The sequence below is a fragment of the Undibacterium sp. SXout20W genome (assembly GCF_049340285.1).
GTDB lineage: Bacteria > Pseudomonadota > Gammaproteobacteria > Burkholderiales > Burkholderiaceae_D > Undibacterium.
In genome coordinates, this window is record NZ_JBMPPH010000004.1 from 137572 (window position 1) to 152378 (window position 14807).

Annotated in this window: 11 protein-coding genes; 7 read left to right on the top strand and 4 right to left on the bottom strand. The window is 44.4% G+C overall.

Going from position 1 to position 14807, the window contains the following annotated elements:
• Positions 1–514: 514 nt before the first annotated feature.
• A complete protein-coding gene (locus ACO0K1_RS04130; RefSeq protein WP_423022981.1) occupies positions 515–853 on the top strand; it encodes a DUF3579 domain-containing protein in 339 nt (112 codons plus the stop codon).
• 119 nt (positions 854–972) lie between these two features.
• Here ACO0K1_RS04130 and ACO0K1_RS04135 read toward each other — a convergent pair whose 3' ends face one another.
• Entirely contained in the window at positions 973–1872 is a 900-nt protein-coding gene (locus ACO0K1_RS04135) for a LysR family transcriptional regulator (RefSeq protein WP_423022983.1), read from the bottom strand.
• 174 nt (positions 1873–2046) lie between these two features.
• On the opposite strand from ACO0K1_RS04135, the gene ACO0K1_RS04140 reads away from it, so the two are divergent.
• From ACO0K1_RS04140 to ACO0K1_RS04155, 4 genes are all read left to right on the top strand, one after another.
• Positions 2047–2781, top strand: a complete 735-nt coding sequence (locus ACO0K1_RS04140) for a histidine phosphatase family protein (RefSeq protein WP_423022985.1) — start codon at positions 2047–2049, stop codon at positions 2779–2781.
• 9 nt (positions 2782–2790) lie between these two features.
• Positions 2791–3555: an SDR family oxidoreductase gene (locus ACO0K1_RS04145; protein ID WP_423022987.1), complete on the top strand. Its 765-nt coding sequence runs from the start codon at positions 2791–2793 to the stop codon at positions 3553–3555.
• 172 nt (positions 3556–3727) lie between these two features.
• Complete coding sequence (locus ACO0K1_RS04150; RefSeq protein ID WP_423022989.1) at positions 3728–4960, top strand: acyl-CoA dehydrogenase family protein; 1233 nt, start codon at positions 3728–3730, stop codon at positions 4958–4960.
• Between the two features lie 323 nt (positions 4961–5283).
• Positions 5284–6984 carry a long-chain-fatty-acid--CoA ligase gene (locus ACO0K1_RS04155; RefSeq protein WP_423022991.1) on the top strand — a complete coding sequence of 567 codons (1701 nt, stop codon included), beginning with the start codon at positions 5284–5286 and terminating at the stop codon, positions 6982–6984.
• 392 nt (positions 6985–7376) lie between these two features.
• On the opposite strand, the gene pstS is transcribed toward ACO0K1_RS04155, so the two are convergent.
• Positions 7377–8414, bottom strand: coding sequence for a phosphate ABC transporter substrate-binding protein PstS (pstS, locus tag ACO0K1_RS04160; RefSeq protein ID WP_423022993.1), 1038 nt, complete (start codon positions 8412–8414; stop codon positions 7377–7379).
• Between the two features lie 508 nt (positions 8415–8922).
• Between pstS and ACO0K1_RS04165 the strand changes: the two genes are divergently transcribed.
• The gene (locus tag ACO0K1_RS04165; RefSeq protein ID WP_423022995.1) at positions 8923–9768 is read left to right on the top strand and encodes a serine hydrolase; all 846 of its coding nucleotides are present in this window, start codon (positions 8923–8925) and stop codon (positions 9766–9768) included.
• 542 nt (positions 9769–10310) lie between these two features.
• Positions 10311–11456 (top strand): ATP-grasp domain-containing protein, encoded by a 1146-nt coding sequence (locus ACO0K1_RS04170; RefSeq protein WP_423022997.1) that lies wholly within the window; start codon positions 10311–10313, stop codon positions 11454–11456.
• Between the two features lie 141 nt (positions 11457–11597).
• On the opposite strand, the gene sppA is transcribed toward ACO0K1_RS04170, so the two are convergent.
• Together sppA and ACO0K1_RS04180 are read right to left on the bottom strand one after the other, a co-directional pair.
• Positions 11598–13454 carry a signal peptide peptidase SppA gene (sppA, locus tag ACO0K1_RS04175; RefSeq protein WP_423022999.1) on the bottom strand — a complete coding sequence of 619 codons (1857 nt, stop codon included), beginning with the start codon at positions 13452–13454 and terminating at the stop codon, positions 11598–11600.
• A 34-nt stretch (positions 13455–13488) separates the two neighbouring features.
• On the bottom strand, positions 13489–14502 hold the full coding sequence (locus ACO0K1_RS04180) for a S1/P1 nuclease (protein ID WP_423023001.1): 1014 nt from the start codon (positions 14500–14502) through the stop codon (positions 13489–13491).
• Positions 14503–14807: the final 305 nt, after the last annotated feature.

A 14807-nucleotide genomic window follows, 5' to 3' on the forward strand; every position in this document is an offset into this window, starting at 1 on the left:
TTTTCGATTTGAAAAAAGCCGCTTTTAAAGCGGCTTTTTCATATCTTGACGATCTGAAAGGCGTTTTGTGTTTTTTTGTGTTCTTTTGTGTTCTTTTGTTTTTTTTGATTAAAAGTAATAAAAATAATTGCGCGCAAGGAATGTAAAGATGAATAGAGTAGTTTTATTACTATTCAATCTGATTTTATTTTTTGTTATCTTCGGTTAAACAGACGGTTCTTGTTTTCTTTTGGATGAAGTTGTTTTCTTTACTAAGCAGCAAAATACACTATATTGAGTAGGATCATTGTAAGTCCATCATCGTTTTGACGGTAGAGTTGCGTCGGTATGTGAGTTCTGTAGATTACGCCTGCATGTTGGCTCAGTAGCATTTCGCTAAGATGCTGAATTAAAATGCATATGAGGTTTCGAACCAAGTCTTCTATAAGATATAATACTCATGTATTTTGAAAGCATCGTGTCACAGAATGATATTTTTGCTTTTTTCAATTTTGCTTCACAGCGAGCCGAGCACATGGCCGATTCCAATAAAACTCATTCAAAGCCAGTTAAAGAATTTTTCATCCAGGGCATCACCAGTGATGGGAAACAGTTTCGTCCCAGCGATTGGGCGGAGCGACTTTGTGGCGCCATGTCTTGCTTTAGTCCTGATGGCGGACGGAATTCTCATTTACAGTATTCACCCTATGTTCGTCCCATTTTATTGAATGGTGTTCGATCCGTCGTGGTTAATGAGGCGATACGTGAGATCGAGCCTTTAGCATTTCATTTTGTGCTTAGTTTTGCAAAAGATAATGATTTGCAAATTATCGATGCTTGCTTATTGCCTGATGAACCGGAAAAGAAAAAATAATCTGCATCAAAAACCTATCCTCGGGTGAATTTTTTAGTCGTCGAAATAGTCCCGCCAGTTAAGATCGACCGCCACATACTAAGTCTGGCGGTTTTTTCATTTCCAGTGTTGATAAGCCCTTACCTGAACGCCTGCATGACCTGCTCTCTGAGCCAGCGATTAGCAGGGTCATTTTCTAAATTCTGATGCCAATACAGATACACATCCCAGGACGGCATCGTTAATGGCAAGGGCAAAATTTGATTATCAAATTGCTGATTGACGATACGTGCATAAGCTTCCGGCATTGTTAGTAATAAATCGGTCTGACTGACGACCCTGCAGGCGGCAAAATAATGCTGACAACGTAATCGAATACGTCGCTGAAGCCCCAGACGGCTAAGTTCGAAATCTTCCAAGCCCATTCCTTTGCGCCGCGAACTGGCAAGGATATGTTCTGCCTGCAGATACTGCTCTAAATCTAAGGCATGCTGAACCACGGGATGGCCTTTGCGTGCCAATACGACGGTCGTATCGCGTGAGATTTGCTGACGTCGAATCTCCGGCGGTAATGGTAAAAGCATATCTATGGCAACGTCCAGCGTCCCAGCCGCGAGTTCACTCACCAGCTCACGACGCTCTACTTGAATTGCCGCCAGATTGATTTCTGGCGCCTGGCGGGTAATGCTCTCCAATAAGGGAGGTAACACTGTCGATTCCAACACATCACGTAAGGCCAGATTGAATTGCTTAGTGGCAAGTGATGGGTTGAATTTTCCATTGTCGGTCAGCGCCATCTCCAATCCACGTAAAGCTTGCCTGACGGGCTCGATGATGCTGCGTGCCAGTGGTGTTGACACCATACTATTCCCTTGCCGCACAAATAGTGGGTCATCAAACATACTGCGTAAGCGATTGAGTGCATGACTGATCGCAGGTTGCGTCAGATTGAGCTGCTGACTCGCGCGCGTGACGGTCCCCTCAGTGTAGATGGCTTCAAAGACAATAAATAAATTCAGATCAACACGTGATATATGCATAGAATTAATAATATTTGATAACAACTATTCATTTGATCAATTATAGCCCCAGACTTACACTCGTATCCTTAAATAAAGACGCCCAGGTCATATACGCTTAGTTAATATCTCCAGGCGACATCAGCAGTGATAAAAAATAGGTTTGAATAGACAAATTTGGCGGAGCAATAATTAATGGCACAACTGTATCTCATCAGACATGGACAGGCTTCATTCGGAAGCCAGAACTATGATCAATTATCTGAACTTGGTGCGCAGCAGGCGCTGCAATTAGGAAAATGGTGGGCTGAACGAGATATGGGCATCCAGCGCATCGTGACTGGCGCACTGCATCGTCATCAACAAACCGCCGTGGCTTGCGTGGCTGGTTTGCGTGGACAGGAACCGAGTCAGATTGAGACGGGCAGTTGGCATACCGACGCGGGTTTCAACGAATACCATCATCATGAAGTCTTAGCCAGACATGTTCGGGAGTTTGATGATCCTGCCGTGGTAAAGCAATTTCTAATGAGCAAGCCTGATGCCGGAAGAGCGTTTCAGGATATTTTTTCGGCGGCGATTGCACGTTGGATGTCGGGTCAGTTTGATGCCGAATATACCGAGACATGGCATGCGTTTCAACATCGTTGCGTTCAGGCGTTTCAAAACCAGCTTGCGCTGCATGATGGCGCTAAAAATATTGCCATATTTACTTCTGGCGGCACGATCGCGGCGATTTGCCAGTACGTGTTAGGCATTCCGGATGCCAAATTTTCTGAGCTGAATTGGTCATTGGTGAACAGTGGCGTCACGCGTATTCATGTGCAACCCGAACGTGACCGTTTGCCACGTCGCTTAGCGCTGGCTTATCTAAATAATTTTTCTCATCTTGAAATTTTAAATAACCCGAAGTGTATTACCTACGTATAGGAATTCAAAATGAAAGACATGTTTGATTTAACCGGTAAAGTTGCCTTGGTTACCGGTGCAAGTCGTGGTATCGGAGCCTCCATCGCTAAGGTATTGGCGGCGCATGGTGCCTTGGTGATTGTTTCCAGCCGTAAAGCAGATGCCTGTGCGGCGGTGGTCGCCGAGATTGTTGCCGCTGGTGGCAAAGCCGAGGCTCGCGCTTGTCACATTGGTGAGATGGCGCAAATCAATGCGTTGTTTGCTGACATTAGCAGCGCTCATGGACGCCTGGATATTTTGGTAAATAACGCCGCTACGAATCCCCATTTTGGTCACATTCTGGACACCGATGAAGCTGCCTTTCAAAAGACTGTAGATGTGAATATTCGCGGATATTTTTTCATGTCCTCCGGTGCAGCCAAATTAATGGCCAACCACGGTGGCGGCAGCATCATCAATGTGGCGTCGGTCAATGGCGTTATTCCTGGACCTTTACAAGGCATTTATTCGATTACCAAGGCAGCGGTCATCGCTATGACCAAGTCATTTGCACATGAGTGTGCGCAAATGGGTATTCGTGTGAATGCCTTATTACCAGGTGCGACCGATACTAAATTTGCCTCAGCCTTATTCGGAAATCCTGCGATTTTAGAAAAAGCGCTCACTCGTATCCCGATGAAACGGATTGCCGAGCCGGATGAAATGGCCGGTACCGTGTTGTATTTAGCGTCTGATGCAGCGAGTTACACCACAGGTGCATGCATCAATGTGGATGGTGGTTATCTGGTTAGTTGATAGAACGATTTAAGACAACTATTTAAGACAACTATTTACGACAACTATTTCAGACAACTATTTCAGACAACTATTTAAGACAAGGTTCTAATCGAACTATCCCTTTGTCAGCGCCTCGCTTGCATTCGTGCATAGCAGGCCATTGAAATGTATTTAACCAACGAGGTTTATCATGGATTTTCAATACAGCCCTAAAGTGATCGATTTACAGTCGCGTTTAAAAGCATTTATGGATGAACATATCTATCCAAATGAAGCGACGTTTTATGGCGAAATCGCTGCTAACCGTAAAGCGGGCGATGCGTGGATTCCAACCAAGATTGTCGAACAATTGAAAGCGAAAGCACGCGACGCAGGTTTGTGGAATTTGTTCTTACCAGAATCCGGCCATGGTGCTGGGCTGACGAACTTAGAATATGCACCATTATGCGAAATCATGGGACGCGCTTTGTGGTCGGCCGAAGTTTTTAATTGCTCCGCGCCCGATACCGGAAACATGGAAGTCTTTGCACGTTACGGCACTCCGGAACAACAGGAACAATGGCTCAAACCTTTGCTGCGCGGTGAAATTCGTTCCTGCTTCGCGATGACAGAACCTGCGGTTGCCTCATCCGATGCAACCAACATTGAAGCCTCCATCGTTCGTGAGGGCGATGAGTATGTCATCAATGGTCGTAAATGGTGGTCGTCCGGTGCCAATGACCCGCGTTGTAAAGTTTTCATTTTTATGGGCAAAAGTGACGCCACCAATCCAGATCGTCACAAGCAGCAATCGATGATTATCGTCCCTCGAGATACGCCGGGTGTGACGATTTTACGTGCCTTGCCAGTATTCGGTTATGACGATGCACCACACGGCCATGGCGAAGTGCTTTTTGAAAACGTCAGGGTTCCTGCTTCCAATATGTTGCTTGGCGAAGGCCGTGGATTTGAAATTGCGCAGGGGCGCTTAGGCCCTGGTCGCATTCATCATTGCATGCGTTTGATTGGCTTGGCAGAGCGGGCGCTCGAAGATATGTGCAAGCGATCCTTGACGCGTGTCGCTTTTGGTAAGCGCGTCGCCGAGCAAGGCGTTACCTTAGAGCGTATCGCTAATGCACGGATTTTGATTGATCAGGCACGTTTCTTGGTCTTAAACGCCGCCCAAATGATGGATACGGTCGGAAACAAAGAAGCAGCAAAAGAAATCGCGATGATTAAAGTGGCTGCGCCGAACATGGCCTGTCAGGTGATTGACTGGGCTATACAAGCGCATGGCGGTGGTGGGGTTTCTGATGACTTTGGCCTTGCCTACGCGTACGCACAAGCCCGTACCTTGCGCCTCGCTGATGGACCTGATGAAGTGCACAGAAATCAAATCGGTAAGATGGAGTTGAAAAAATACACTAGCAGCAAAACTGCTTAAGGTTGATCAAAAGGTTGATCAAAAAGTTAATCAAAAAATTGATCAAAAAGTTGATCAAAAAATTGGCTGCTACAATAAGGATAGACAATGGGTTTTAAACCTCATGTTTATCCTTGTTTTGTTTCCATGAGCATCGGTTTGATGTTGGATAACAATGGAAAATATGGGGAGTATGGTCAATAAATGTCTAAAAATTGCGTATCTGAAAGGATATTTATAAATACAATAGGGAGTATAGGTTCGGTAGACATTTTATAAATGTCGAGCAGTTGATCGGTTGTGCTTAATTTCCAAAAAAAATATCAGAAGGTCAGGAGACAAAAATGAGCGAAACACCTTGGGTCAAATCTTATCCGCCTGGCGTCCGTTGGGATGCCAATTTGCCTGTTAGCGCAATACCGAAACTGTTGCATGATGCCGCTGCGTTATGGGCAGATCAACCAGTTCTTGAGTTCATGGGCAAACGAACCAGTTATCGAGAGTTGCAACAACTCGTCGATAAGGCGACAAAAGGTTTTCAGGCGCTCGGTGTCAAGCCAGGTGTTCATGTAGGTTTATTTTTACCGAATACGCCGCATTATGTGATTTGTTTTTTTGCGATTTTGCAAGCTGGCGGTACTGTCGTTAATTATTCTCCGCTCGACGCGGAAAAAGTTCTCGCACACAAAATCGAAGATAGTCATACTGATTTGTTAGTAACATTGGACATGGTGACGCTGTATCCGCAAATGGCGAGCATGTTGTCACACACACGCTTGAAAAAAATTATCGTTGGCAGCGTTGCTGAGATGTCACCTTATCCGGATGCTGTAAACGCTAATTTACAGAAAGCAGGGCAGTTGTGTCATGTACCGGCAGACGAGCATCATCAATTATTTTCCCGTCTGATCGACAACGATGGGGATTATCAAGCCATTCCCCAGACTGACCCTGCCGATACAATCGCGGTGCTGCAATACACGGGAGGCACGACTGGCTTACCTAAAGGCGCAATGCTTAGCCACGCAAATCTGACGACTGCCTGCAGTCAGATTTTGGAAACGACGCACATTGATCCACCTATTTTAGAAGAAGGCAAAGAGCGCGTTCTGGCTGTGCTGCCACTGTTCCATATTTATGCGCTCACCGTCGATATGTTATTCGGTATCCGTATGGGGGCAGAAATTGTGTTGCACACGCGTTTTGACGTCGATGCCGTTGTGAAGGACTTAGCGAACAAAAAAATCACTGTTTTCCCTGGTGTCCCCACCATGTACGCAGCGATTATTCAACATCCTCAGATTACTGAATTTGATCTGAGTTCACTCAAGTTTTGCAACTCAGGTGGTGCGCCTCTTCCGGTGCAAATATTGCAAAAATTTCAAACTCTGACCTCGTGTAATTTATTAGAGGGTTGGGGTATGACTGAGACGTCACCGACGGGTACCTTCACACCTTCAAAGGGAATGCGTAAATCAGGTTCTTGCGGCTTACCAACACCTGGCATCAGCTTCAAATTTGAAAGCATTGATGAACGCGGAAAATACGTTGCCATTGGTGAGCGTGGTGAAATATGCGTTGCAGGTGGCAACATTATGAAGGGGTACTGGAATAAACCGGAAGCGAATAAAGATGCCTTCACAGCAGATGGATATTTCCGTACGGGCGATGTTGGTTATATGGATGAAGACGGTTTTGTGTATATCGTGGATCGCACCAAAGATATGATTTTATCGGGTGGCTATAACGTGTATCCACGTAATATTGAAGAAGCTATTTATCAACACCCTGCTGTGGCAGAGGTTAGTGTTATCGGTATTCCAGACGATTATCGCGGTCAGGCGGCAAAGGCGTTTATTAAATTAAAAAATGGTGAGAGCACTTTGGCATTGGATGAGCTAAAGGATTTTTTGCGCGATAAATTAGGTAAGCATGAAATGCCGCAAGAAATAGAAATTCGTCCTGAATTACCGAAGACCCCAGTCGGTAAGCTCTCAAAAAAAGAGTTGTATGATGAGGAAGCCAAACGTCGGGCTGCGCAATGAGTTTGAGGTTAATTGGCGGATGTTTGGATCAATAATTGTCCTCAATGCGTGTCGGTACAATTTGTGCGACACGTAAAACGGGAAAGTATCTAAATTCGCTGCGCTCAGTCAAAGATACTTTCTGATCCGTTTTCTGTTAAGCACAAATTGCTTTGTCGATAGCGGTGAAAGTCAAAAGCAATATTGCACTGGCTAAGCTTACTTAATCGTAGGACGGTTGCAACCCGCCAAATGTCAGCATTTTGTCGTTGTTGATGACCGCGCTCGCTCTGCATGCGCAATGAAAAAAAGGGATTTCACCATGAAGGTAAAATCCCTTTTTATTTTCTGATTCGCTGATTCTATTTGCTTCAATCCACAACAAGAATCACAGCAAATTACGGAAACCTAGATTACCAAACGGCTTTTCCGGAACCATCTTTGATCTGTGCTTTCCAGGTTTTTTCGATCTGGTCAACAACAGAACTTGGCATTGCGATGTAATCAAGTTCGAGTGCCATTGCGGTACCATTTTTGTAGGACCAGTCAATGAATTTCAAAGTTTCTTTAATTTTCGCTGCGTCTGGTTGAGTTTTGTGTACCAATACAAAAGTCGCACCAGTGATTGGCCAGCTTGTTTTACCTGGTTGGTCAGTTGTTACGACTGCGAAACCTGGTGTTTTATCCCACGCTGCACCAGCTGCTGCAGCTTTAAATGTATCTGCATCTGGCTCAACAAATTGGCCTTCGCGGTTTTTCAATTGTGTGTAAGACAGGTTGTTTTTCTTTGCGAATGCAAATTCAACATAGCCAATAGAACCATTGATACGCTGAACGTTAGCAGCAACGCCTTCGTTACCTTTACCGCCCAAGCCTGCTGGCCACTTAACTGCGGTACTGGAGCCGATTACTTTTTTGAACTCTGGATTTACTTTAGACAGATAGTCGGAGAACAAGAACGTTGTGCCAGAAGCGTCAGAGCGATGAACGACAGTGATGTCTTCAGAAGGAAATTTAATACCTGGATTGACAGCGGCGATTTCTGGGTCATTCCATTTAGTAACTTTACCCAAGAAAATGTCAGCGATCACTTGACCTGTCAATTTCAATTGACCTGGTTTGATACCATCAATATGCACAACAGGCACAACACCGCCCATTACAACTGGAAACTGTAGCAAATCTTCTTTATCTAATTCTTCTACTGTTAATGGCATGTCGGAAGCGCCAAAATCGACAGTATTTGCTTTAATTTGTTTGATACCACCACCGGAACCGATGGATTGATAGTTTAGGCTATTACCAGTGGCTTTTTTGTATGCTTCTGCCCATTTGGAGGCAATTGGGTATACAAAGCTGGATCCTGCGCCAGTGATTTCAGCGGCGATCGCAGATGAGAATGTCAGCAGAGTTGCTGCTGTAACGAGTGTAGTTTTCAAAAAGAATTTCATTTTCATATCCTTAAACTCCAAACTTGGAGACCCGAACGTTACATGCAATTTATGACAGACTAATGACAGCTGTTTGGGCGGCGTTAATAAAAGCGTTGATTACCTACTTCGCTATGGGATAGTGACAATTTACGATCGTAAAGAGCAGAAAAATTAGAATTGATCAACGGGTAAAATTGACCCATGAATCTGCGATGTCATCGAATTTAATACGATTTATGACATCATTGATGAGAGATAAATTATCTTTTTGTTAATTATTGATGCATGTAAAAACATTTCCTGAAAAAAATGATGTCATTGCTCTTAATTAATATGGAAAATTATTCTTAATGCGTCATAATCTCAGATCTTGTGCGTACTTAGAATCCAGCGTGACATATAGAGAGTTGGGCGCAATAGTCTGATTTCGTGATTTTTCAGATGCGTTCTGTGCATCGTTACGAATAAATCGTTCATAAGCTGGTTACGCAACATCCTTCATTTAAATTTAGTCAGGTATTGAGCAATGTTGAAACGCTTGGTTGGTCTTTGCTTAGCGCTGCAAATTGGTAGCGTTGCGGCGGTGCAGTTGAATTCACAACATGCGATCGTCGTTGAAGATGGTACTGGCAAAGTACTTCTTGAAAAAAATGCCAGTGAGGTGGCGCCGATTGCTTCATTGACGAAATTAATGACGGCGATGGTGATACTGGATAGCAAACCTAATATGGACGAAATGATTTCCATAGAGAATGCTGATCTCGATACGCTCAAGCATAGTATTTCGCATGTACCTGTTGGGGCGACTTTGTCTCGGAAAGACGTCTTACAACTCGCTTTGATGTCCTCGGACAATCGCGCCGCGGCAGCGTTGGCGCGGACATATCCAGGCGGAAATGTCGCGTTTGAAAAAGCCGTGAATGTCAAAATCAAAGCGTTGGGGATGTCGAATACAGTCATGAAAGAGCCGACAGGCCTGTCTCCCGAAAATACCTCAACGGCTGCCGATTTAGTCAAAATGGCAGTTGCCGCATCACATTATCCGCAAATCACTGATATTACAACCGACAGTTCGGACACTATCGATATTAAAGGCAGGAAACGATTGTTTCATAACACCAATCGTTTGGTCGGTAAAAAAGGGTGGGATATTTTACTCTCGAAGACTGGCTTTACTAATGAAGCAGGAAACTGCCTCATTATGCGAATTAAGCTCGCCGAGAAAAAAGCAACACTGGTACTTCTTAACGCCAGCGCTAGCTCCTCGCGTTTTGTCGATGCAATGAAACTTTCACGTTTGATCAAAGGCGAAGATATCGTTCCTACGATGAACGCAACGATGCGGCGTCGTTCACGTTCAACCAAAGTGTAAACTTCCCTGTGATTGCCAGCCAGCCCAATCTGCCACGGACAGTGTTGGGCTGGTCTTCAATTCTTCTTCGTACTCTCCGTGACAAAGTACGTTTGATTTCCTTTTTTATCACCCAAGTTGTTAAAAATCCCGAATGAATATCGAGTGGTTATGCCTTTTGACGGCGTATCGACATCGTATATGTAAAGCCCGTATTGACCTGAATTTTTCATTGCAATTGGGAAATTATTATGGGAGAACCTGATGACGGTGATCAGAGTTGAAATTTATAAAAATTTCCCTGCGATTCATTAATTTTTCAAAATTTCTAATATTTGCTGGCAAGCTTCTCTCTGTCAACGCAGTGGCGAAGTTTGCATTGGTCTATATCTTCGTTGAAATATGTGGTTTTTTTAAAAAAACTTGTTGTTAAATTTTCCACATTGTTTTTCAATATTGATGAATGATTGTATAAAAAATAATTTAATTTGCTCTATAATAAATTTATGAAAAATAAAACTTTCATAAATATTTTTAAATTATTTTATTTTTGACATTAATTTATGCGTCATTTCCGGGTCTTGATTGTTTCATTTGCGCATTGGGAAGGGTTATCCCGGCTTCCCGCCTTATTACATGAAGTAGGCTGCGAAATTAGTGTCCTTGGCGTGCAGGGAAATTTTCCTGCGTCTTCGCGCTATGTAAAACAACTCTACATTTCCCCGAATGATGTTGACGCTGTGGTCGCTGATCTGAATGTGCATTTGCAAAATCAGGCAGAGAAATATGATTGGATCGTCATTGGTGATGATCCACTTCTCTATGCGTTAGAAAAACGTCGCAAAGAGCCATGGGTTCAGCAACATTTTCCTACCGTTGGAGGTGATGCAGGAATTGATTTCATTACTTCAAAAGCGGTGTTTATTGAGGCATGTCGGGCGAAAAATATGTCCGTGCCGGATTATGATTTGTGTGAAGATCAACCCCAATTACAAGCTGCCGGGCGTCGATTGGGTTTTCCATTAGTCATTAAGGAAGCACAAGGTTTTGCCGGTTTAGCCGTTCGCGTCGTTGATAGTCACGACGCATTGAAAACCATTCAAGTTAATCAGCAGGTGATAGCGCAAAAGTTTATAGACGGACGTCTTGTAAGTGCCGCGGCGATTTACCAGGCGGGCAAACCAATTGCGTGGTTTTCGTATTATCGTTCCCGCACGTGGGGCTCGTTTGGTCCTTCCGCCGCAATTGAATTGAAGATATTTCCAGAGTTACAAGGCGTTTTGCAACAGCTAGGCGAATTATCTGGATTTCATGGATTGTGCGGCATCGATTTTATCGAGAAACATGACACTGGTGAACTGGTGTTGCTGGAGCAAAATTTCAGGCCTACGCTGACCATGAATTTGGGCAAGCGCGCCGGCGTTGATTTTGTTGCTGCTGTCAGAAATTTATTGAATATTGAACCGATAAATTACAATATTGCGTTCAAGCAAAAAAATCGACCAAAAAAAATTATCCCTCTGTTCCCGCAGGATGTTTTTCGGGCCATTGATGCGCACGACTTCGGTAACTTATTGAAGTGGTTGTTTTATCCTGTATGGTGGCTCGAAATGCGCTGGCAGGAGCCAGTTATTCTATTGATGAATTTACGTCATATCTTGCAAAAATTGCGCGGCCGTAAAAAAGTGAATCAAAGAAAATATGTCTGAATCTGAAACCCTTTCAACCGACGAGATAATGTCTGCATAAATCGCATCACAAATTGCATGGTGTACTTTTGTTTTTAGGGTCAAAGGTAAAAAAAGGGCAACTGAATGACTTCAGTTGCCCTTTTTTCTTTAACGCTTATTTTATGGTGCTGAGCATAAGCAATGCGTAATGGCTGAATATCCCTGGCCATCCTTATTGACATCTGACAACCACGTAAAGTCAGAGATGATCTGTGTTGCTACGACCGGTGGGATGCCGGTAGGTACCAAGGCAACTTTGAACTGATCCTGCAAAATGTGAGCAGTTTGCGTACCAATTAAATCGAAGAGGCGGTCGAATTTGGTTAATTCCGGTTCAATATAACTGACGCGGAAATCATTTCCCAATTTGGCACGCGTCGCGGCGGATTTAATCGCGTCAGAATAGCTGCCGACGGTGTCGATCAACCCACGTTCTTTGGCTTGCGCACCGGTCCAAACACGACCTTGTGCCACAGCATCAATTTTCTCTGGCGTAGTTTTGCGTGCTGCTGCTGCCTTGCCTGTAAATTCAGCATAAATATGATTGATGCTGGATTGAACCAAATCGCCAAATTTCGGATTCAAGGGACGCAGGGGGTTAAATGGATCTGCAAGCCAGGTTGTGGTTGTGCCACCAGTATGGATGCCCAATTTTTCAATTGCTTTATCCGCTGTTGGCAAAATCGCGAAGACGCCGATAGATCCAGTCACTGTCGCTTCATCGGCAATAACTTCATCGGATGACATCGAGATCCAATAACCGCCGGAAGCAGCCACATTGCCCATTGAAATCACGACTGGCTTGCCGGCGTTCCGTGTTAGTTCCAATTCGCGGCGAATTAATTCTGAACTAAATGCACTGCCGCCAGGCGAATCAACACGTAACACGATCGCCTTGATGCTGTCATCTTCACGCGCTTTGCGGATCAGGGCAGAGGTTGATAAACCACCGATAGCACCAGGTGGCGCTGTGCCATCACCAATCTCGCCTTCGGCGACCACAACGCCGACCGCATCACCAAATAATTTGGGCTTCTGGCGCGACAGATAATCGTCAAATGCGATTTGGCGGAATGTGTGATTTTGTTCGTCGCGCGCTGCCCGTTTAAGCATCAATTCACGTAATTCATCACGCGTTTTCAATCCATCAATTAACTTCAGATTGACCGCCAGTTTTGCACTGTCGTCACCAGCCGCTTTGAGCAGCTCGGGTAATTGATCAATACCCTGCATGATGCTACCTGCGGGCAATTTACGTGCTTGTTCAACGTTGCTTGTATAGGTCTTCCACATTGCGCCATAGAGAAAACTCTCAGCTTCGGTGGCTGCCTCGGAAGGGGCGTTGGCAATATACGGTTCAGCAAAACTTTTGTAGGTGCCGACTTTGAGCAAATTAACTGTGATGCCGACTTTGTCCAGCGCATCACGATAATAGTTTCTGTACTTGCCGAATCCAGCCAATAGGACTGAACCCATAGGATGCATATACACTTCATTCGCATGAGCGGCTAAAAAATATTGACGCTGATCGTATTTTGAGCCCCAGGCAACCACTGTTTTTCCGCTCGCTTTAAAACGATCGATGGCGGCGGCAACCTCACGCAACATTGGCAAGCCGGTCGGTCCCATTTCGTCCAGTAACAACACGGCGCTGGTGATTTTGTTGTCTTTGGCTGCACTATCGAGGACGGTTAATATGTCACGAAGCTGGGTCGATTTCTTGGCATTGCCTTGTGCTTCTGCCAATAACGCGTCACGGGCATTACCAGAATGTTGTTCAACCACTGATCCTTTAAAATCGAGAATCAGCGAGGTTTTTTCTTCCAGTTTATTCTGACCGCCGCCAAAGATGCCGATCACAATGACGATCAGAACCAGCAGCGTCAAGAAATTTAAAAATATCTTGCGACTTGTATCGAGCGCGCTCCACAACCACTTGCAGCCCTTACCTATCCAGCGAAACGGCGGAAAACTCATAGTTAATTCCTTTTTATCTTAAATATCTTCAAAATTATTCAGGCCAGATGGCTTGTAATATTTGTGCCAGATGAGCACCTGCACGTGCGAGTGCGTCTTCTTTCACATTCTGCATGGTTTTTTCATATTCGAGTGGTAAACCTATAGACCAATTGCTGCCGTACTGATTTTGCGTGCTTTTACTGAACTGAGCGCCTCCAAAAACAAGAGACGCATCGCGAATCGCGTCATCTGCCCAGAGTACCGGAAGTTGATCGATGGGTGCGTTTGCCAGCCCTAGTGTACGAGCTTTCTTGGTGAGCGTGGCATTCATGCGCCCATGTTTGAAAGGACCCGGTAAATCATCCCATAAAGAATGAAAATTTCCGTAGGGACATTGTAAGGCGTTACCACCAACAGTGTTATTACTCTTATCGTTTGCAACTTCATCCGGATTGATAATTTTGCCGTCTGCATTTAAAAAAACCGAGGCGACGTGCAAAGGTTGATGAATATCGCCAATGTAGTGTGTAATCAACGCTAACGCTTCCGCTTTATCTTTAATATTGAAAGGCGAGGGCTGCGGTTTGTCCTGTAACACCAGCGCAGCAGCGCGAATTGCGTGCACAACATCATGATCACTGGTACCTGTGTAGCCAGTTTGGTAATGAGTATGTTGTAAGCTGACGTCCGCGTAGTGATATTGTTTATGGCAGCTTTCTTCCCCCGTCGCTGGATGACAAGTACTGTTATTGCGTTTCACATAATCGACCATCGCGGCGATACCGTTCGCTGTTTCAAATGATGCACATTCAGGGTAGCGACCTGCGGAAGTGTAAGCGAAATCTTTCTCTGGCGAGACGCCTTTGACGCAATCAGCCCAGACGGAGATTTTTTCAAGGTTTTGGTCCCCTGACAAGGCTTTAACTTGTGCGCCAGCCTTAGTTCCATTCAGCAGCGAGTCGGCGATTGCCCCCACGGTTTGATGACCATCTGCACCCCATGCAAAACTGAGTTGCGGAAAAGAAGTTGCGGCAAGCAATGTGCAACAGAGGAATAGCTTTTTCATGTCAAGGAATAGGGAAGAAGAGGGGGTTGATCTAAAAGGGCAAAACAAGAATTAGAAATTAGAAATCAGTATTAAAAATAAGTATTAAAAATATGTATAAGAGATAGATTTTAGAAGTAAATATTAGAAACAAGTATTAGAAATTTATTAGAAACAAGTATTAGAAACAAGTATTAGAAACAAGTATTAGAAATTTATTAGAAACAAGTATTAGAAACAAGTATTAGAAACATATTTTCTTGTAAAGATGATTAGCATATAGCAAAGCGAAGAAAAAAACTGCAGTGATTCATTTTACGCCGCCT